The 23320-nt window shown below is 38.7% G+C and carries 13 protein-coding genes; 2 read left to right on the top strand and 11 right to left on the bottom strand.

Translation table 11 applies throughout. The annotated features are described in order from the left end of the window. Position 1: 1 nt before the first annotated feature. Both trkA and CZ225_RS19995 read left to right on the top strand, forming a co-directional pair. Positions 2-1342 carry a Trk system potassium transporter TrkA gene (gene trkA / locus CZ225_RS19990; protein WP_025074961.1) on the top strand — a complete coding sequence of 447 codons (1341 nt, stop codon included), beginning with the start codon at positions 2-4 and terminating at the stop codon, positions 1340-1342. A 90-nt stretch (positions 1343-1432) separates the two neighbouring features. After that, positions 1433-2884 carry a TrkH family potassium uptake protein gene (locus CZ225_RS19995; protein WP_129585838.1) on the top strand — a complete coding sequence of 484 codons (1452 nt, stop codon included), beginning with the start codon at positions 1433-1435 and terminating at the stop codon, positions 2882-2884. Positions 2885-3006: 122 nt separating this feature from the next. On the opposite strand, the gene CZ225_RS20000 is transcribed toward CZ225_RS19995, so the two are convergent. The 11 genes from CZ225_RS20000 to CZ225_RS20050 form a co-directional block, all read right to left on the bottom strand. Further along, complete coding sequence (locus tag CZ225_RS20000) at positions 3007-4389, bottom strand: SGNH/GDSL hydrolase family protein (RefSeq protein WP_077155199.1); 1383 nt, start codon at positions 4387-4389, stop codon at positions 3007-3009. Beyond that, positions 4386-5924 (bottom strand): family 43 glycosylhydrolase, encoded by a 1539-nt coding sequence (locus tag CZ225_RS20005; protein ID WP_077155200.1) that lies wholly within the window; start codon positions 5922-5924, stop codon positions 4386-4388. Before CZ225_RS20005 ends, CZ225_RS20000 begins: the two co-directional genes overlap by 4 nt. After that, a complete protein-coding gene (locus tag CZ225_RS20010; RefSeq protein WP_077155201.1) occupies positions 5921-7072 on the bottom strand; it encodes a glycoside hydrolase family 130 protein in 1152 nt (383 codons plus the stop codon). Before CZ225_RS20010 ends, CZ225_RS20005 begins: the two co-directional genes overlap by 4 nt. A gap of 28 nt (positions 7073-7100) precedes the next feature. After that, positions 7101-9260, bottom strand: coding sequence for a GH92 family glycosyl hydrolase (locus CZ225_RS20015; protein WP_077155202.1), 2160 nt, complete (start codon positions 9258-9260; stop codon positions 7101-7103). Positions 9261-9288: 28 nt separating this feature from the next. Then, the gene (locus CZ225_RS20020) at positions 9289-11562 is read right to left on the bottom strand and encodes a GH92 family glycosyl hydrolase (protein ID WP_077155203.1); all 2274 of its coding nucleotides are present in this window, start codon (positions 11560-11562) and stop codon (positions 9289-9291) included. 31 nt (positions 11563-11593) lie between these two features. After that, positions 11594-13585, bottom strand: a complete 1992-nt coding sequence (locus CZ225_RS20025) for a sialate O-acetylesterase (RefSeq protein ID WP_077155204.1) — start codon at positions 13583-13585, stop codon at positions 11594-11596. Positions 13586-13739: 154 nt separating this feature from the next. Beyond that, a complete protein-coding gene (locus CZ225_RS20030; RefSeq protein ID WP_077155906.1) occupies positions 13740-16820 on the bottom strand; it encodes a SusC/RagA family TonB-linked outer membrane protein in 3081 nt (1026 codons plus the stop codon). A 4-nt stretch (positions 16821-16824) separates the two neighbouring features. Then, on the bottom strand, positions 16825-18618 hold the full coding sequence (locus CZ225_RS20035) for a RagB/SusD family nutrient uptake outer membrane protein (RefSeq protein ID WP_077155205.1): 1794 nt from the start codon (positions 18616-18618) through the stop codon (positions 16825-16827). A gap of 12 nt (positions 18619-18630) precedes the next feature. Next, positions 18631-21765 (bottom strand): SusC/RagA family TonB-linked outer membrane protein, encoded by a 3135-nt coding sequence (locus CZ225_RS20040; RefSeq protein WP_077155206.1) that lies wholly within the window; start codon positions 21763-21765, stop codon positions 18631-18633. Positions 21766-21788: 23 nt separating this feature from the next. Then, positions 21789-22838, bottom strand: a complete 1050-nt coding sequence (locus tag CZ225_RS20045) for a DUF4961 domain-containing protein (RefSeq protein ID WP_077155907.1) — start codon at positions 22836-22838, stop codon at positions 21789-21791. A gap of 17 nt (positions 22839-22855) precedes the next feature. Beyond that, positions 22856-23305, bottom strand: coding sequence for a DUF5004 domain-containing protein (locus tag CZ225_RS20050; protein ID WP_077155207.1), 450 nt, complete (start codon positions 23303-23305; stop codon positions 22856-22858). Positions 23306-23320 lie beyond the last annotated feature (15 nt).

Consider the following 23320-nt stretch of genomic DNA (forward strand, 5'->3'; position numbering starts at 1 on the left):
AATGAAGATCATTATCGCAGGTGCCGGCAACGTAGGCACTCATCTGGCTAAATTGTTGTCGCGTGAGAAGCAGGATATTATCCTGATGGACGATGACGAAGAGAAACTAAGTACTATTAGTTCCAATTTCGACTTGCTAACGGTCACAGCTTCCCCTTCCTCTATCTCCGGTCTAAAAGAGGTAGGTGTGAAAGAAGCAGATCTATTTATTGCTGTTACTCCCGACGAAAGCCGGAACATGACTGCGTGTATGCTAGCCACCAACCTGGGAGCTAAAAAGACGGTTGCCCGCATTGATAACTACGAATATCTTCTACCAAAGAATAAAGAGTTCTTCAAAAAACTGGGTGTTCATTCGTTGATCTATCCGGAGATGTTGGCTGCTAAAGAAATTGTATCGTCCATGCGCATGAGCTGGGTACGTCAATGGTGGGAGTTTTGCGGGGGGGCTTTATTGCTTATCGGTACCAAGATGCGGGAAAAAGCAGAAATCCTGAATATCCCACTGCATCAATTAGGAGGACCGAATATCCCTTATCACGTTGTAGCTATCAAGCGTGGAACGGAGACAATTATCCCGCGTGGAGACGATGTGATCAAACTGCATGACATCGTATACTTTACTACTACCCGTAAATACCTCCCTTACATTCGGAAAATAGCCGGTAAAGAAGATTTTGCCGATGTGCGCAACGTTATGATAATGGGGGGAAGCCGTATCGCTGTCCGCACTGCACAATATGTACCGGACTATATGCAGGTTAAAATAGTAGATAATAATATAACCCGTTGTAACCGCCTGACGGAGATATTAGATGACAAAACAATGATCATTAATGGAGATGGGCGTGATATGGACTTACTCATTGAAGAAGGATTGAAAAATACCGAAGCTTTTGTTGCCCTTACCGGAAATTCGGAAACGAATATTCTTGCTTGTCTTGCAGCAAAACGAATGGGAGTTGAAAAGACAGTCGCCGAAGTGGAGAATATCGACTATATCAGTATGGCGGAAAGTCTTGACATCGGTACGGTTATCAATAAAAAGATGATTGCGGCTAGTCATATCTACCAGATGATGTTGGATGCAGATGTTTCCAATGTGAAATGCCTGACTTTTGCGAATGCGGATGTGGCAGAGTTTACTGTGCCGGAAGGAGCTAAAATAACAAAGCACTTGATTAAGGATCTTGGACTGCCGAAAGGTACTACTATCGGTGGTATGATACGTAACGGTGAAGGTGTGCTGGTTACCGGTGATACACTGATTCGTCCCGGTGACCACGTCGTAGTATTCTGTCTGAGTATGATGATAAAAAAGATTGAAAAGTTCTTTAATTAATAATAGGCCAATGTGCTAATATACTCAATTAATTGCGTTTTATAGGTACGACAATTAGTATATTAGCCAATATATTGGAGGATTACTTATATGATCAATTCCAAAATGATATTGCGGATTCTGGGCTTCCTGCTCTTGATAGAAACAGCCATGTTAATGTGTTGTGGAGGAGTTTCCTTATTCTATAAAGAGAATGACCTGAATAGCTTCCTTCTTTCGTCAGCCATCACTTGTTGTGTTGGAATGCTATTACTTGCTATCGGAAAGAATGCAGTAAGATCGTTAAACCGGCGCGATGGATACGTCATTGTAAGCATATCCTGGGTCGCCTTTTCAATTTTCGGGATGTTACCTTATTATATAGGTGGATACATTCCTAAAATAACAGATGCTTTCTTTGAAACGATGTCCGGTTTCAGTAGTACAGGAGCTACTATTATGGATAATATAGAATCCATGCCTCATGGAATTCTTTTCTGGAGAGCTATGACACAATGGATTGGTGGTTTAGGTATTGTATTCTTCACCATTGCCGTTCTTCCGATTTTCGGTATGGGGGGTATTCAGGTGTTTGCAGCAGAAGCTAGCGGACCTACCCATGATAAAGTTCATCCGCGTATTGGGGTCACCGCTAAATGGATCTGGGGTATTTACGCCGGTATGACGGGTACTTTAATTCTTTTGTTAGTATTTGGTGGTATGGGTATATTTGATAGTATCTGCCATGCTTTTGCAACTACCGGTACAGGAGGATTCTCTACCAAACAGGCAAGTATTGAGCATTACCAATCACCTTATATAGAATATGTAATTTCCATCTTTATGTTCCTTTCAGGAGTCAATTTCACTTTGCTTTTATTACTTGTAAATGGCAAAATTAAGAAATTCATCCATGATGCAGAACTAAAATGGTATTTCATGTCGGTGGTATTCTTTACTGCCTTTATAGCAGTCTGGCTTTATGAGACAAGCCCAATCAGTATCGAAGAGGCATTTCGGAAATCATTATTCCAAGTGATTTCACTTCACACGTCTACAGGGTTTGCTACGACAGATTATATGTTATGGCCTTCTATCTTATGGGGATGTCTTATTATTGTCATGGTGGTAGGAGCCTGTGCAGGAAGTACTACAGGAGGTATCAAATGTATCCGAATGGTGATTCTAAGCAAAATTTCCAAAAATGAATTCAAGCATATCATACATCCGAATGCTGTGCTTCCTGTTCGGGTAAATAAACAGGTGATTTCTCCATCCATACAATCTACAGTATTGGCATTCACTTTCCTCTATGTAGTGATTGTCATTATCAGTACGCTTATCATGATGGGATTAGGAGTAGGATTCCTCGAATCATTGGGTACTGTTATTTCCAGTATGGGTAACATGGGTCCGGGTCTTGGACTTTTCGGTCCTGCTTATTCGTGGAGTGCACTTCCTGATATATCCAAATGGTTACTTTCTTTCCTTATGTTACTTGGACGGTTGGAGTTATTCACTGTGTTGTTGCTTTTTAGTTCTGATTTCTGGAAAAGAAACTAACTCTCTAATTGAGTTTTTACGCTTTTCTATGATTTAATAGTTTCTACGTTATACAATAAAAAAATGGTGCCGACCACTGTCTGCACCATTTCCTGCTTTACAATCCTTTTCAAAAGAAAAGATCAAATCTTCCTTAAAACGACCTTTCTTGTAATCGGTTTATTAATCTCATATATTTTAGATACCAACACATCCATCTCTTGTTGGCGTGCATCCCGTACAGATTCGTAAATCATCTTCGAATACATATCACGACGTCCTTTCAACCACATATTCTTATCTACATTTTCGTCCATGACTTCGATCGCTTTTCTATTATTAGCAAAAAGCAATCCTTGCTGTTGGAAGAATCCAAACTGACACCATGCATATTCGCGGAAAGTTCTTTCAAGTTCCCAACGATACTCATTGAGGTGCATAATAGCCAATGCTTGTTGATATTGAGGGGTCTTTGATTCAGCCGCCAAGTTGATACCTTTCTCCAGATCAGCAGCATTCCAAATACCTATTTCTTCGTCATCAATCAACAATCTATACTGTCCTTTCAGCCCGGTTACCTTCAGGATCTCACTATTCATTTCTTCCATAAAAGGAACAACCTTGACAACATCTGCCTGGCTTTTCTTTGATCCCCATCCACGAGCAATCGTATCCAGAGGATAAGGCAAAGACTCTGCCAGATAATCAAAGCTAATATCTTTACCAATCTTCTTTATATTCGAAATGGTACAGTTCTCTGATTTAATCGCCTCTTTTTTATTAGCGTTAATTTCTACATCCGCTACATTCTTACCACTAAATCCTTGTGCTTTCAAAAATAAATAAGCCATTACCATGTGTCCATCGTTATCCGGATGAATTCTATCGTTTCCACAAAGAGTAAAAGTAGAGTCTTTTTGCTGAAACTGCTGATTTAGTGCAACCATCGGTGCATTCAAATCGGTAAATTCCCAACCATTCTTCGCAGCCGATTCTTTCTGATATTCAACGATTCTTTTAATCGTCTCATTCTTTTTCTTGAATACGGTATTATCTTTTATTTTTGCTGTTTCATCATAAGGAGAAGTTCCTAGCATTACCATACGCGTACTCGGCAGTTCTTTGAAACGTTTCTCCATTTGCTGGAAATTTTTAATACTCTCCTGATACTTCTGTTCACCAAATTCTTTGGCATTATCACCGTTGTATTCAAAATAACCGGAATCATTCATTCCAAAGGTGACCATCAACACAGTAGGGTTCATACTAAAGATATCCCCATCCAAACGTTTGTTCATGTCATAAGCCGTATCACCTCCAATACCACCATTGAACACCCGGATATGCATATCCGGAAAACGTGTCATGTAATACAACCAAATAAACGAATGATAATGTCCTCCATCCGTTATACTATTTCCTAAGAAAACAGCTCTATCTCCTTCTTTGAAGGGTTTTACAGTCTGAGCAAATGCAGAAGTCGCCAAACAAATGGACGCTACTGCCATCAATAAAATCTTTCTCATTTATTTTTTACTTGTGTTTTAAAATATTCAAATTCAGCCGGTTCATTTACATCACCTATATGTATCAATCCCGGACGTGATACTCTGTCCCAACGAACTAAATCTTGTCCTTGAAAATACGTATCCTGCACCGAAGTCCACTCTTTTCCATCTTTACTTTGGTAGAAGTTGAGAAGACTTCCTTTTTCAACTGTGATTTTCAAATAAACTTCTTTGTTGTTACAAACAGATTCGTACAGAGTAGATTCTTCATTATCTTTAATTCTTTTCAGGAAGAGTTTATTGCCGGAAACTCCCCATATAACCAAATTTTTGTCATCTCCGTACATTGTCAGCCCTTTCACACTTTTATTTGTATTCACCAACTTTGTTTCATAAGAGTAATCCGGTGTTTCTGCACGCAAACATAAAGCTGTGCCATGAAGATTTCCTTTCTTAGGGTGCCCTGCTAACAACAGCTTTCCCTTTTTGAAAGTAGTTACGACATCAGAATAAGGATAATTCCAGTTCCATTCTACTTTCAGGCTCTTTCCACCAAAGGAATCTTCAAAGTCTTCCGACTCTTTCTGGAACGTACCGGGGAATGGCACAGGTTGTTTAGCCTGTGCCACATTTCCAGTTTTGAAATGTACCCATTGGTCATCACCTACAAACATTTCCTGGAGAATCGGTTGTCTTCCGGTGTAAAATCCGTCTCCCTTTAAATAAGCATGGCATAAATAAAACATTCGTCCATCAGGAGTTGTCACAGCAGTACCATGACCACAAGATTTATAATCACCGCTTCCACCATGCAGAATAGGATTTCCTTCATATTTCTCATAAGGTCCTTTATAATTCTTGGAACGGGCTACATATACATCGTAATCACTAGACGGGCCGCAACATCCATGGGCAGCATATACGATATAGTAATACTCACCTTGTTTGAAATGATATTGTCCTTCCATTCCAATGTATTCATCATCGACTAACAGAGTAAATGGTTCACCTTCCAGCTTCAATCCATCAGCAGATAATTTACTGCCTAATATTTCGATTGGGCGTTTATCCAATCCGTATGCTTTCCAACTAATGTACAACTGTCCATTGTCGTCATATACAAAAGCATCAATAGCTTCCGTACCATATTCAATGATAGGACCATGATCAGTAAACTCATGTAAAGGAGAATCCGAAGTGGCAACCCCGATATATGAGATTCCGGTACTTTTCTGACGAGCAGTGTAATAACAATAAACCTTATTATTATGATAAAACAACTCTGGTGCCCAGAAAGAATTAACCGTCCAATCCGGCTGTTTTTTAAAAACGTGCCCTACTTGTTTCCAATTGATTAAATCCTTAGAAGTAAACATCGGATAAAAAGGAGCCCACTCCGAAGAGGTTCCGGCTGCATAATAAGTATCTTTAATCTTAATAACTGATGGATCAGGCATATCTCCCCGAATTACTGGGTTGTGGAAATAGACCTCTTGACCTACTGCATTCAGAGAACAAATCATTCCGAGAAGGAAAAAAGCTAATTTATTCATTTATTACCTCCATTGGCTTTAGTAGGATCATATACGGCTACTGCCACACGTGAATCTGCACAACCATAATACAAATACCACTTGTCTTTATAATATACCAATCCCTCAATAAATACTGTACCTGCCGGATATTGGCCACTCTTTTCAAAATCTGACTCAGGGACATAGAACGGTTTATCCAGACGATCAACCAGTTTAGTCGGATCATTTGTATCAAACAAAGCCTGTCCGGCACAATAAGAGTTGGCTGTATAAAGTGTATCACCTTCTACACCAGCTTTATTCTTTCCGTTATACATGAGAAGAATTCCCTTATCTGTCATGATTGCCGGAGGTCCGCATTCGGTTAAATCACTGTCAAATTTACCTTCACGAGTAGTCATCACTTTCAGGAAGTCTCCATTTTCGTCCAACATTGGCTCCCAATTTACCAAGTCTGTAGAAGTTGCCACATTCACGAACTTCTCTCCCCAGTACATCCAATATTTTCCATCAATCTTTGCAATGACTTGTTTGCCGTCTACCAATTTCGTTATGATAGAAGCTGATTTCGAAAATTCATCGAAGAAACGTCCGTCATAAGCTTTTGCAAAAGCAGGACCATATTTCTCCCATGTCTGCAAATCACGAGATGTAGCCACTGCCAAACGTGCCTTCTTACGATTCCATTGAGTGTAAAGCATTACATACAATCCATCTTCAGTCATTGCAACCCGAGGATCTTCGCAACCTCCGGGGCATTCTAACTCTTTCTGGCTATCATCACCCGGATAAAATACAGGAGCGGACATACGTTTGAAGTTCAATCCATCTTCCGAGTAAGCATATCCCAAGCGGGAAGTACGGCTACCAATACCTACAGCCGAATTATCTTCTGCCCGGTAAAGAACAACTACTTTACCATCATAAATCGTAGCTGCCGGATTAAAGGTGTCGCTTGCCTCCCACGCAACTGAGTCTTGTCGCATCGGACAATAGAAGAAGGTAGTAGTGTCCGGAGAAATAACCGGGTTCACTCCTGCCGGACGTTGAAAGTCGGCCCATGCCCAATCCGGAAATTCCTGAGATACTTGTTTTTTCTCACCACACGATGAAATAAAAGCTGCTGCCATCAATATACAGGCAATATTCAAAAAGTTTCTTTTCATATTTATACCATTTAGAATTAAACCTTAATTAAGGAAAAGAAGGAGGAAGAATTTTTGTTCCCCATTTTGTATCCGGTTTACTTGAAGTACCATAATCAATCGTAGCTCCATTGGAAAGCTCATCCCAATCGATCCAAGTACTATCGTATGGTTTACCATTCAGTCTCATGGAATGTATATAGATATTCTTTTCCGAACCACCTTTAATTACTATATCTCCTTTCTTCAAATGTATTTTCACTGACGAAAATATGGGTGTATTTACAGTGAAACCTCCTACACCCGGAATTTCAGGATATAATCCGATACAGGCAAATACATACCAAGCTCCCATAGTACCTAAATCGTCATTGCCCGGCAAACCGTCTATCTTACTGGAATATTGTTCATTCAATACTCGGTTGATAACTTCCTGAGCTTTATACGGACGACCAATCCAATTGTATACCCAAGGAATATGGAAACTCGGTTCATTACCAGAAGCAAACCAGGCATCATTATATCCTGCGTCCAATCGATTAAAAAATTCATCTAGACGTTTTTCGGCTTCCGCCTTACCACCAATAATGTCTACCAAACCAGCAATATTATAAGGAACCATCCAGAAATAGTTCTTATAGGTAGATTCACGAAAGTCCTCTCCTAACGATTTCCAGGAACCGTCCGGATGACGTGACTGTAACCAACCTGTCTCTGGGTTATAGAGGTTCTTCCAGGAACGGGCAAAGTGGAAATAACGCCAACTGGCAAATTCATCACCAACGGCATGTAAAGCAAATTGTCCGATTGCAAAATCTGCTGACGTATATTCTAACTGAATAGAAGCATTGTAGTAACCTTTCTCAAGATATTGTTTCAGTCCCGGACGAGTTTCCTCATTCTGTGACTTAGCTCCAGGTTCTTCCGCTCCTTTTCGCATGATCTTGAAAAGTGGCTTCGGGTCATAATTGCGGGCACCAAAGGCATAAGCATTGGATACCAAAATAGAACTAGGATCACCTTGCATAACACCTGTTTCTATATTTGCCATTACCCAGCGTGGGAAAGAACCTCCGGATTGCTCGGCAAATAACTGATGAGAAATCACGATATCGGAGGTTACTTCAGGATCCAACATTGCTAACAACTGTATCTGTGTGCGGTAAGTATCCCAATTACTAAATGAAGTATAATGTTTCGAACGGGATTTATGAACTCTGAAATCTGCACCCATATATTCTCCATTCACATCACTGCATACATTCGGATGAACAAAAGAGCGATACAGATGTGTATAGAATTGTGTAGTACGGTCCGGATTTGTACCTTCTACTTCAATCATTCCCAAATAATGATTCCACTTCGTTTCAGCCTGGTTTTGTATCTGTGCAAAATTCCATCCTGAATTTTCAGCTTTTAGATTTTCCTTTGCATTCTCAACAGAAACATACGACACACCGATTTTATATTGTATATTCTTCTTTTTATTTACATCAAATGTGAAATAAACTCCGGAATATTCTCCTTCTGCAAAAGTGGTATTTGGCTTCAGTTCATCTCTTTTCCAAATTCCGAATTCCAAAGCATCCGTATCAAATTCAGCAGCAAAATACACTTTATAAGGAGTATTAAGTCCGCAGAAATTACCTCCTTCGGCATATCCCTCACATCTATTTGGAGCAGTAATGACTATAGCAGCCTGTTCTATTGGAGTAGCTGAAATTCCTCCTCCGATAATGACAGTACCAAACTGTTGATCTTCCGGGTACTCATAATGCGCCATCCCTGTTCTTTCCGTTACCGTCAGCCGGGCTTTGATACTCTCTTGCACTGTTGCCTCATAATAACCCGCATGTCCCTTTTCTTCTGTTACATTGATCCGATAGTCCAATATATTGTTAGGAGACATCTTCAATTTTCCTTTGACAGGAAAAGTCGGAAAGTTTCCCATATGTTCGCATCCTGCACCACTTAATTGGTTAATCACAAATCCCGACCGTTTGGAAAAGTAAGACGGTGTGAATTGCACCATACCAAAAGGATAAGTCGCTCCTGGATAAAGATATCCCGAAGCTAACCCTACTCCTTTCGTACCAATCAGCGTATTTACCTGATGGGCGTAATCGGTTGCCGCAACCTGAGCTTTGGCAACCTTTCCACTCATCAAAACAGACGCAAACAATAACACACAAAAAAACTTATATTTCATTATGGATTTTCATTCATTAAACGAATTCTTATTCTTTAGACAAAGAGAAAGGAGCAGCATACTTGGAAGTACATCTTTCTTTGTTTGGTTGGCTTCCCATTTCAAATTTCAACACTCCACCATCGAAAATATCGTCATAACGAATGTAATTCTTATCCAGATCTCTTCCGTTCAAAGTGGCCGACTGTATATACAGATTCTCTTTACTATTATTATCTGCTTCAATCACAAATTTATTTCCATTCTCCATTGTAATGGTAGCTTTCTTAAATAACGGACTACCAATTACATATTCATCCGTACCCGGACAAACTGAATAAATACCTAATGAACTCAATATATACCATGAAGACATACCACCTTGGTCTTCATCACCCGGATATCCTTTTTCTGTAGAATTGTACAATCTTTCAACAATCTGACGTACCCAATATTGAGTTTTCCAAGGTTGTCCGGCATAGCAATACAAATATGGCATATGTTGAATCGGTTGGTTACCATGAGCATATTGTCCCATATTAGCTAGTTCCATTTCTTTCATTTCATGGATCACACCACCATAAGTTCCTGGTTTGATAACATTAGGAAGAGTAAACACTGAATCTATTTTAGTCGTAAACTTCTCGTCACTTCCAAACAAATCGATCAATCCTTGTACATCATGGAATACTGACCATGTATAATGCCATGCGTTACCTTCACAGAAAGGTCCGCCCCATTCTAACGGATCGAATGGTTCTTGCCATTTACCATCTACACCTTTACCGCGCATAAACCCGATAGACTTGTCGAACACATTTTTATAATTATACATTTGTCTGGAAAAGACATCCTGGTAGTGCTTATTTCCAACCATTTTAGCCAATTGGTAACCGCAGAAATCATCATAAGCATATTCCATAGTCTGCGCACTTGATCCCATAGATTCAGGATAAGGAACGTAACCTAATTCAAAATATTCTTTCCAGAAGCCACGACCGTTAGCACCTCCCCAAGGACCTTTATTCATCGCTTCGTTAGCATATGCTTTGAGTGCTTTTTCCGGATCAAAAGAACGAACGCCTTTTGCCCATGCATCAGCCAAAAGTGAGATGGAGTGATTACCTAACATACCTCCTGTTTCACCTGGAGAAGACCAGGAAGGCAACCAGCCACATTGTTCTTGTGCAGCAAGCAACGCATTCATATAACGTCCCTGCATAGTCGGATGAAGAATATTTGTCAATGGGAATTGTGAACGGAAAGTATCCCAGAATCCGTTATCAGTATACATATATCCATCATATATTTTACCATTATAGGGGCTATAGTAGTAAGGTTCTCCATTCTCCTTACGTTCATAGAACTTACGAGAGAATAGATTTGCGCGGAACAGACAAGAATAAAAAGTCCTAATTTGTTCTTCTGTACCACCTTCAACAACAATTCTGTTCAGCAACTCATTCCATGTCTTTTGACCACGTGCTTTTGTTACTTCCAGATTTTTATCTTTACCTAGCTCCTGATTTAAAGTTACCAATGCTTGTTCCGGGCTAATATAAGAAGAAGCCGCTTTGGCCTGTACTTTAGAGCCTTTTTTAAACTTAACATAAGCTCCATATCCTTTTCCTGATCCTTCATTCTTTTTCGGGAATATCTCATCCTTTTGATTTTCCCATATTCCATAGTCCTCAAAAGGTTTGTCAAATTGAACAACAAAATAGTTATGAAACGACTTTGAATCATTTACAAAACGTTGATTATTTACCCAACCTGAAATTTGTCTCTTTTCCGGATCAATCTTAATATCGCTCATATCTGTATATCCGTCAATCACCAGATATGCATCATCGGTAGAAGGATATGAGAAGCGTAAATGTACACCACGCGTAGTAGGAGCCATTTCAGTTGTAATACCATTATCAAATGTCACCTTATAATAATGAGGTTTAGCTATCTCATTATCATGACTGAATTTTGAAGCACGATTATCTTGATTAACCACCAATTCACCTACCATTGGCATAAATGAATAAACAGCATAGTCACTTACCCAAGGGCTACATTGATGTGACTGACTAAAGGCACGTATCTTATCAGAAGCATAAAGATATTTAAAACCATCCCCATTCTTACCTGTTTGTGCAGACCACATATGCATACCATAAGGCATACCTGTTGTAGGATACGTATTTCCGTAGCTCAAACCAAAATTAGAATCAGTACCTTGCAGTGTATTCACATACTGTACCAAGTCTTTTTGTTGAGCATTTATCATTGTCGAATACAAAAAGAAGATTAATAAATAAACTAGTTTCTTCATGGTTTATTAAATGTATTAATTAAATAAATGTCTATTGCTTATCAACATTAGTAATTCCTTTCCAATCATCTGTACGGAATGGAGACATTGGAAGATCTGCACCGTTATACATATTACATACAGGATAATCAGCCCAAGCATAACGCACCGCAACCGGAAAAGGTACTTCGGGTGAAGATACAACTATTGAGTTTCCTTCAATGACGGCATCTGCCCAATGGAATTTATGATCCAATCCGGCAATGGTAAATCCTTTCGGTTTCTCACCATTTTTCGTTTTCAGTCCACCGTTTACATGACTAAAGTTAATTCGGATTTTATTGCCTTCAATCTTGTAGTTTCTGTACATGGGCCCTGAATACGGTATTTTTTCTCCATAAGTCTGTGCGCGGGCTGCTAAAGCCAGTCGGCGTCCTACTTCTTGTTTGTTCTTTGGATGAATGTCAGCCTCTTCACCTATATCAATGGCTACAGCCATACCGGTATTTGCCAAATGCAGCGTCCGAGTCTGAGCCTCTCTCAATTCTGCCCAAGTAGATTCAACCGGTTCTTTTTGTTGAGCTGTAAAGCTAGCTAACTGTACCATATAGAAAGGGAAATCATATCCCCAACGGTTTCTCCAGTCTGTTATCATCAATGGCATCAACTCACGGTATTGATAAGCTTCTCCCGCATTTGATTCTCCTTGATACCAAATCGCCCCTTTGATAGCATAAGGAATTAGCGGATTAAGCATCGCATTAAACAATAGAGTCGGATAATTCGGATTCCATGACATATCAACAGGCATTGGATCAATCTCTCTCAAATCCAAAGAAACCTTATATTTCCAGTCACCTGCCATTTGTATTGATTCTGAGTCAGAAAGACGAAGCGATATACTCTCCGGATTTCCGTTGATACCACCATTACCACCAGTATCGAGCACTCGTACTGCAATCACAGCCTTTCCCCCTTTCACCAAGGATCTCGGAATTTTATAACTCCTGCCTGCCATCCATCCTTCCGTATGTCCAACTTCTACACCATTGAAATAAGTAAAATCATTATCATCAATAGTACCCACATTTAAGGTCAATTCTTTTCCCGCCCAACCAGCAGGAATATCTATAGTCTTTCTAAACCAAACAAGACCATTAAATCCCGGTAATCCATTTTCCTGCATCCAACCGGGAATCTTCATTGTCTTCCACGCGTTATCATCAAAATTAGGAGCTGCCCATATAGCCTCGCCATTGACGCACCCTTTATCAATCTTTTCAATATTCACTTTCCAAGCCTCAACATCAGCCTCATACTTCTTCTTGCGTCCTTCTTGTGTCACTGGCTGCCCTTCCAATGCTTTCAATCTTTTCTGCATACTTGGCATAGTAGCCAATGCTTCATGACTCGTCCATGTTTCTATAATTGTACCACCCCAGGAAGTGTCAATCAGCCCAATCGGCACATTACGATATTTATTCAGATCACGTCCGAAAAAATATCCGGCAGCAGAAAAATTTGCTACACTTTTCGAAGAACAAACCTGCCAACCATTTTCCGCAGCTTCAATTTTATCAATAGGTTTAGGACTTATGGCATTTTTCACCAACAAAAAACGAATATTCGGATAATTATTGGCTTCTTGTTTTTCCTGCTCATAATTATTTACCTTACCCCAACCTTCTACCTGCATCTCCATATTAGATTGTCCCGAACAAACCCACACTTCACCAATCATCACATTATTGAGTTTTACAGGCTTTCCATCAGAGATAGTCATCGTATAAGGTCCACCAGCTACCGGAGTTTCTACCTTAGTTTTCCATTTACCTTGAGCATCTGCCTGTACAGTATACTTTTTCTTGTCCCAAGAAGTAGTAATTTCCACCGTTTTATTCGGTTGAGTTTCTCCCCAAACCGGTGCTTGTGTTTTCTGCTGTAACACCATATTATCAGAAAATATGGGTAGTAGCTTTACTTGTGCTGATAACGCAGCACTCCCAAACAAAAATAGCAAAGAGATTGCGAAATTTTTATTCATACCTATGATTCTTATTTATAGTAGTCAATATTACATTTTATTATATGACGAACAAAGATACAATAACCACTAAATATATATCACAAAAAGCGAAAGAGAATAATGCTTTTCAATAAAAACATTATTCTCTTTTTACTATCAACTAATAATCTTTTTAGAATGACAATTGAACTCCTAAGTTTACAACACGTTGATTCATGTAAGCATCACCAGCAGTATTTGAACTAATTTCTGGATCTTGCTGATACTTATGGTAGCTTGTCCAAGTCACCAAGTTATAAGCACTCACGTAAAAACGAACATTATCTATGAATTTTGGCAAAACTTTCTTTGGAAGCTGATAACCTAAATCAATTGTTTTCAGACGAATATACCATGCATTGATCAACCAGAAGTCCGACATATAATTAGTAGCACTATTTATGGTACCTTCTTGCATAGTCAAACGTGGAAACTCAATAGTTTCACCAGCTTCATAACGTTCTTGTGACCAACGTTTTTGATGAATCGGCTGAAATTGGCTCTTACCGGATTCGATACCCGTTCCATTAATAGCAAAACTATAGTCAAATGAACCTTGGAATAAAACATTGAAGCTAAATCCTTTCCAATATCCGCCTATGGACCACCCCAAAGTAGTAGTTGGTAGATTTGGCTTGCCTATCGCTTGTTTGTCAAAGTCATTAATAGCACCATCACCATTCAAATCAGCATATTTCAGATCACCCGCTTGCACTGGAACACTTGGAGTTGCAGGCGCATCTGATGCACCAGAATTAATCTTTGTAATATCGTCTGGTGTATAATAGCCGATCCAGTGATATCCCATTGGCTGATTGATCGGCTTACCAGTTTCTCGCAACCATTCATACTTCTGCTGAGCCTCAGCTTTATAATCTACTTTATTTTTACTATATAAATATGTCAAGTTGGTATTAAAATCAAACTCTCCAAAACGATCTTGATAGCCAATTTGCCCGTCAAATCCCTTATTAGTAGTTCTTGCCACATTCTCAGGAGAGAAACCTATACCCAAAATATCCGGAATATCATTTCTAGTAACCAACTGATCATAACGTTTTTCCAGAAAATAATCGAAAGTAAACGAAATTCTATTAAATAGATTCATTTCAACAGCTACATCAAACTTTTTCGCTTTTTCCCATGACACATTCAAGTTAGCCAAATTACCTTCCTTAATTCCTTCATATTTTATACTATTATTTTCACCAAAATTATAGGCATCTCCCTTCTCGTATACCTGCCGATATAAATAACGACCACCTGCTGCTACATCGGACCCCACAAGACCATAAGACGCTCTAATTTTAAACAATTGCACATTCTTCTCCAACCAATCTACGTCCTTGAAGAAATTTTCTTCCGAAATGACATAACCAGCACTCACAGCCGGAAAGAACCCGAAACGGTTATCCTTTCCAAACCGGTCAGTTCCATTGTATCCTATATTAGCATCAAATAAATATTTACTTTTATACTTATAGCCCAACTTCAGGGAATATCCTTCGAAATTGTTAGGCACAGCAGCGTCCTTTTCATTAGTAGTACTCTGACGATTATAAAGAAACATACCACTTACATCGTGTATCTCATTAAAAACACGCGCGTAATCTAAAGAAGCTTGTATATTCAAATCCTTAGTTGCCGAATTGGTACCGTTCCAGGGGAAATAATGTTCATAGTCATAATATGCATTCGGATTAATATTATATAATTCCCTAGTAGAATCATAATGATAAGTCGGATATCGATTACGGTTCAATGCACGCCAATTTTCATCCATACTGGAATACGCCAAACGAAAGTTAGCAGAAAGTCCTTTTGTCAAGAAATCCATCTTCCATGTAGCACCGTACAAAATATTATTATCATTACGACGTACACGTTTATATCCTTCATTCGCCAATCGTGCATTTAAAGTAGGTTTTCTATCCTGTGTATCAAACAGATAAGCAAAAGTTCCATTCGGATTCAGTAACGGTGCCGAATAAGGATGCATTTTAGAAAAGTCATAAAGCTCACCTGTTACATTCATGTTGTATGGTTCATTAATATTCATAAAACGTGCAGATACATCCAAACGCATATTAAAATTATCTGTTACATCAAAATCTATGTTTGTACGGTAGTTGAAACGACGATAAAAGTAATTAGAATTAATCCCATCTTCGTTTTTGGCACCAAAATCTTTCACCAAACCGTTCTGAGTAAAGTATCCTGCAGAAACGAAATATCTCAGTTTTTTGGAACCACCAGAAATATCTACATTAACATTTTCTTGGAAAGCCATCTTTTTAAATATTTCATTATACCAGTTCACATCCGGATGTCCATAAGGATCAGTGTGATCTCTAAAAGCAATCATATCATCATCTGTATAAGAGAAGTCAGATAAAGTACCATCATTCTTATAAGCCTCTCTCACCAACTGTAACGATTCGTAGGAATTCAGGTATTTAGGAGTACGGACCGGAGTCTGCATACCCGATTCCAAACGCAAATTAATCTTCGGTTTTCCTTCTTGTCCACGACGTGTTTTCACAACCAATACACCATTAGCACCCTTGATTCCATAAATAGCTGTTGTAGAAGCATCCTTTAATATGGAGATACTCTCAATCTCATTTACATTGATTTGTGACAACTGTTCATAAGTATATTGCATATCGTCCACAATGATCAACGGCTTGTTACCGTCATTATTCAGTGAACTGACACCACGGATAAAAAAATCGGAAGCGTCTTTTCCCGGTTGCCCAGATCTCTGCTGGCTAATGAATCCCGGAAGTCTTCCGGTTAACGCATTTTGCAAATTACTAGTCGGTACATTACGAATTTCACGTGCCTGTATAGCACTAACAGCTCCTGTCAATGTGATACGTTTCGCTTTACCATATCCAACTACCACAACTTCGTCCAAACCAGTTTGATCGGGTGACAATTCCACACTCAATGTTTCCTGATTATTCACTTTAACAACCTGTTTTTTGAAGCCAACATAAGAAAGCTCCAACACTGCACCTTTATTCACTTGCAATTCAAATTTACCATCAAGGTCAGTAATCGTACCGGTTGATGTACCTTGCACTTTTATGTTTACTCCCGGCAATAACTCTCCATCGGTAGAGGAAACTATTCCTTTCAAAACAAACGATTGAGCAAATGCCGACGCAACAAGGCTTATAGATATTAATATAAATAATAATCTTTTCATAATATTACCAATTCGGATTTTGAACCATGTTTTCATTCTCTACTACTTCATCATACGGGATCGGATAGAAATAACGTTTCATATCAAACGTAGTTTCTAATACATCCACTTCAGTAAAGGTTGTAACCCCCGCAGAACTTTTAATTTCCAATCCCTTCAAAGGTTCCTTGAAAATTTCTTCAGCAATTCTCCATCTACGGATATCCCAATAACGCTGTTCCTCAAAAGCCATCTCAATACGGCGTTCATTTCGGATCACCTCACGCATTTTGGCTTGTGTCATATTATCCTCTAATCCATATTTCTGATTATCACCGGGTTCAATGCCCGCACGTTTTCTCAATGCAATAATTGCATTGTACACCTCTTGAGAAGGAGTAGACAGATATTCATTTTCAGCTTCAGCAAAATTTAACAATACTTCAGCATACCGATACATTATCCATAAATGCATCTTGTCACTATACTCTGATTCTGTGGCATACTTACCCATGAATTTACACATATAATAACTTGTTTTAGAATATTCAGCAGAGCCGGATGGGTTATTGGTTCCTCCCTGTGTCAGGTCAAGAGTTGTATTCAACCATGCAGAGTTATGATGTAATACAGTATAATCCAAACGAGGGTCACGATTCTCGTAAGGGTCGTTCTGATTTATAGAATATTTACTATATTCACTACTACCCGTTTTACCATCCTTACTAGGAAATTTACCATCTTTCATAGGGAAAGCATCTACAAGATTTTGTGTTGGAAGTGTACGCCCTCTACCCAAACTATTACCGGAAAATCCTAAAGGACCATTATTAGTTTCTATCGATTTGTTATTTCCACCGGGACGATAAAAAATAACTTCCGGATTCTTATCCTTATTATAGAAACCTAGAAATACATCCCGAAAATCCCCTGTTGATTCCGTCAAACCATAACTTCCGTTTCCTTCCGGACCATATTCATCGATAAACTCTTTAGCTGCCTTAGCTGCATCATTCCAACGTTCTTTATCATAAGAAGCATATCCAATTAATTCATTACCAGGTTCAATGGGATTTTCATTAAATAAAGGGCTTGCTGCATACAAAAGTACTCTAGCCTTCATTGCTATACATGCCTCACGCGTAGGAGTATGAGCATATAGATCGAAATCCGGCATCGGATTCGTACGTAAATCATCTTTAATAGCATCCAGCTCATCAACAATATAATCGATGCAGTCCGCAAATGAATTCCGGGGAATCTCCATGTCATCACCCAAAAGATGTACCTCATCACCCATCAAAGGCACGCCACCATAACGTTTTACTAATTCAAAATAGAAACAAGCTCTTAAAAAACGTGCCTCTGCCTTCATAGTAGCGTTTAAAGGCTTGGTCTCTCCTTTTGAATTTTGATAAGTTAACATAAAAGGAACAACATCAATATTATTGACGAAGATATTCGCTTTACGTATTCCATTGTAATACTCACTCCATCTCATATCCGAACCGATACGAGTACTCGCAGAATATCGTCCCATTACCAATTTATATACATCCGGATCTGCAGCATTAATAGAAATCGCATCATCAGAAGCAGCATCCAAGTAATCACTTCCCACCCGATTGTGACCATTCTCTAATCCTGCATAGATGTTATTCAAAAATGCGACAGCATTTCTACCGAGAGAGTCTGTTTTGGAAAATACCATATCAAGTGATATAAACTCTACCGGTCTTACTTCATAACTATCGGAACAAGATACTGCGGTAAACAGTAATCCCGCTCCAATCAGTGCTAAATATTTATTTCGTATCATAGACATAGTACATTAGAATTTAATATTAATACCTGTGCTAATGCAACGTTGCAAGGGGTAATTTGAAAAACTTACCTCCGGATCAATCAGATCACATCCGGATACTGTAAGTAGATTCTGCCCGGTTACAAAGACTTTTACTCGTACTCCACCCAAATAGTTACGACAGAATGAATCAGGCAGATTATATCCCAAATTGATATTTTTCAAACGAAGGAAATTTCCGGAGCGTAACCAGAAAGAGGATCCCCAGCCATTACCACGGTTATAATTACTACCTCCGGCAGATAATCTTGGGAAAGTAGCAGTTTCAGCAGTTTCCGGCGTCCAACGCCCTAACATATTTTCATATGCCTGCCCATACATCTGTCCTTCTGTTTGGAAACCTTCTAATAATTTCCAATCACTCATCAATATATCCCGATTGTAAACTCCTTGCCATAACATCGAGAACTCCAGTCCACGCCATTCAAATCCAAGATCAATACCGAAATAAGAAAGTGGTTTTTCACCACCGATGACTGTTTTATCAAATTCATTGATCACCTTATCACCATTCATATCTTTATACTTGATATCACCCGGTTGAATATTATTAAATCCTTCGATCACCGGACTGCTTTTAATCTCTTCCTGAGAAGTGAAGAAGCCTTCAGCTACCAATCCAAAAATGGCTCCAACCGGTCTACCTGTCGCACGAAGATAATCATGAGGTACTTTTTGTTCATCCTTGAACAATAACTTACTTTGTTCACAGCTCCAATTACCTGTGACATAATAATTGAAACTGCCCACATGGTCCTGATAAGTTAAAGATAATTCTCCACCGAACCAGCGTGCTTTACCAATATTTTCATCCGGATAACTCTGCCCGATTAAATCAATACTCTTACCACGCTTTTGTATCAGATCATAATAATTATCATTAAAATAATCAGCCGTGATTCTTAATTTGTTATTAAACAATGCCATATCAATGCCAACATTCAACTTATGAGCTTTTTCCCATGTTATGAAAGGATTAGCCAATGGGGTTTTTTCTGCATATCCAGAACCTGAAAATTTTGTACCCGCACCATATCCATCACTCTCTGAGTAAGTCTGATAATAATTGTAATAACCGGCGTTATCCATTCCATTACCAGTTTTACCATATACACCACGTATCTTCAATTGATTCAGCCAGTCAAGATCTTCCATGAAATTTTCTTTACTAATATCCCATCCCAAACCGAAAGCATAGAAAGTCCCCCATCTTCTACCCGGGGCATAACGATTATAGAAACTCTCACTCATAGCTGCCTGTGCGAAATATTTGCCGGCATAATCGTAAGAAGCATCCAAGATAACGTTAGACGGATATTCAGGAAGGTCCCAGTTAGTAAGAACATTTTTAGTATCTCCCATCAAAGTGGCTTTTACTCCATGTTTACCGAAACGACGTTCATAATCGATTGCAAACTGACCATACATTTGTTGATAGTTAGACACGGCACTAAAAGAATTTGTTTGCGGGTCTGGTTTCCCATAACGAGTATAAACTTCATTGCCTGTATCATCTATTTTATAACTAAACACTTCTGATTGCATGGTACGTTTGATTGTAGAACGGTTCTGAGAAGTTACACTACCCACTATACGAGCAGACAGGCCCTCTACTAATTTACTGAAGTCATAACGCAAATTTATGCTACCCAATACATCTCTAGCCCCATCTGTAATGTAACCGGAATTAATCACTTGTGATAACAGATTATTAGTATATGACTGGTTTCCTCCCCATGTTCCATCCGGATTTCTCACAGGGTATGCATTATTTGAAGTCGAATAAATAGAGTTCAGAATATCTCCATAACCGTTGCCTTTACCACCAGGTTGGGTCCCTTCTTCCACACGTCCCATCAATGTTACTTTAGCCGTAAAATCATCAGTTATATTAATATTCACTTTAGAATTAATCATGTAACGATCAAATGTCAGATTCGTATCGTGAACGTTACCACTGGAATTTTTGAATAATCCATTCTCACCTACATACCCCACACTAATAAAATATTGCGCGTATTTGTTACCTCCGGTGGCATTTAAATTATATGACTGAATCGTCGAATTGTTATTCATCAATTCATCATACCAATTCACATCAGGATGTGTATAGGGACTGGAATGATCACGAAACTTAGTAAAATCATCGTACGAATAGAAAGGATTTTTACCATCATTCAATAAAGCTTCATTCAGCAGATAAGCATATTGTGAAGAAGATAATGGTTTAGGGGTCTTCACCGAACTTTGTACACCAAAACGTCCGGTAAAGGATAACTGAAATCCTTGCTTGATCGGATCTTTGGTTGTGACCACTAATGCCCCACGAGAACTATGCATTCCTAAAAACATAGATGACAAAGCATCCTTTTGTAAAGATACCGATTCGATAGCTTCAGGATCAATAGAATAAAAATCCCTCTGCACACCGTCAACTACTACTATTGGAGAAAAATGACGTGATTTAATGTCGAACTCTGTATTATCAGCATAAGCTCCTTTACCTATGACATCTGTTACCGGAACACCACCAAACATACCTGAAGAAGAATTAGCAGTAATCTGATGCTGTCGTGCTCCACGAGTCTGAATGATATTCAAACCCGGCAAACGTCCTTGCAATGAAGGAATAATAGTGGTGGAAAGCGATGAAGTCAACTGATCTGTATAAACAGTAGCAGCCGAGCCTAAATAACTAGCTTTATTCTTCGTATCATACGGTCCGCTGATAGTCTCTGGAAATTTAACAAATGCTTCCGACACCGTTACTTTAAATATACGTTCCGACTTTCTTAATTTATTGACTTTAACCTCTTTATATAAAAGTCCGGGATGAGAAAAACGAAGCACATCTCCCTTTTTATACTGAAATTCAAATGTTCCATCTGCACCAGTAACAGCTTTATAATCGGAGTTTTTCATGGTGATTACGACGTCCGATACTGGATTACCATATTGGTCGATTACCTTACCGATAATATTATCAGTCGTTCCTTCGGTTCCTTGAGCCATTGCATTCAAATGTCCCAAGCCCAGCAACATCCACATTACAACCAATGCGAAGCAGTACCGACTCTTTATTGTATTCAATATATTACGCATATAATTTATTTTTAGATTAATTATTATTCACATTGAAGCTCAAATTCAAAAGGCTCTTTCGATCCTTCCTCTACTTCTTCACCACTATTGTCCCTATCATCTTCCGTCTTAGAGATGTATACCGTTCCGTCTTCATTTGTGAAAAAATACTCTATACGGGTAATCGTCTCACCTTCCGGAATATTAAAGAAACCTCCAGGCCAAATTGTCAGACTGTGTCTCGGGAGTTTCTTATCCTTTTTCATCAAAGTCTTTTCACTCTTTTCATCAATTTTATATTTATTCCCTTCTATAGTATAAGCAGTAGCTTCCCAATATACTTTATCAAATTTCTTTAAATCGTTCTCATAAATATCACCTTGGAAAGTAAATGTCACAAAGTCATCTTGCAAAGAATTTATAGGTTCAATCTGGAAATAGTGTACCGAACAAAAATCAGTCACTGCTCCTTTACCCCCTACTACTTCGAAACATTCTGCATCAGCTATGGCAAAACGTTCTTTATCTGAACCAAGACCATTAGTAGAATGATTAATAAAGAAAGCCGGTTTGAATCTTAAATTACTGGTTCCCGCATTACATTTAAAAGTTACTACAAAGTTTATCGTCCCACTTACATCAGCATAAGGTTCAGACTTAAACGCTATCCATTCCATATCGTTCAATACATTGTATCTGACACCATATACTTTCTTTAATGCAGCTGTCCAAGTCATTCCTGGATAACTTGCAGGTGATTCGTTATTCGGAATAACAGTCATCGGATGTTCTATCTCCGGCTCATATTTGTCTTCCGTATAAGTCACTACTGCATTTCGACTTGCATTCCAGCTTCTGGGCACTAATACAGCTACAATGAACGCTTCATTAGTTCCATTCATACCTTCAAGATAACCATCAAACTTAAAAGTTGCCACTTCACCAGCCTTGACGTAAGCTACCATTTCCCCTTCTTCGTTCTCTTGTTCAATATAAATATTATTAATCACAAAAGCACATCCGAGCAGAATCAGAGGTAACACTAATAGTGCTAATAATCCTAATTTGTGTTTTCTTGTACTATTATATTTCATAGTTTTTTTTTTAATCATTAATCTACCTTCTCAAATGAATAAACATAAGAGTTATTCATGCATCCCGGACTAATTGTAAGGGTTATATGACGTTTCCCCTCTATAATCGGATAAGTTATCTCCGTTTTTATTCCTTCTGTAGCTCCATCTTCTTGAAAGGTTAAGAAGAAAGGAAACATCACATCATCTACCTGCCATGTACCTTTTTTCTTAACGATAAACGGTAGATAATTTTCCAGCTCATACGAATTGTCATCTTTCAAAATCAATCGGAATTGTTTAAAATCCATCGCATCCGATATATCGGTCCCGTTACGTGTAACAGTGCTTAATTGCCATGTTCCATCCACTTGTTTCGGTACTTCCACAAAAGGTCCGGAAGTAATCTCGTCTTTAAAGGTATCGCAAGCACTCATAAAACCTATTAAAACGAAAAGTAAAGCCGCAGTTTGTATTTTCAATTTCATACTTTTTTCTTTTTA

Source organism: Bacteroides bouchesdurhonensis, assembly GCF_900155865.1.
GTDB classification, from domain to species: domain Bacteria; phylum Bacteroidota; class Bacteroidia; order Bacteroidales; family Bacteroidaceae; genus Bacteroides; species Bacteroides bouchesdurhonensis.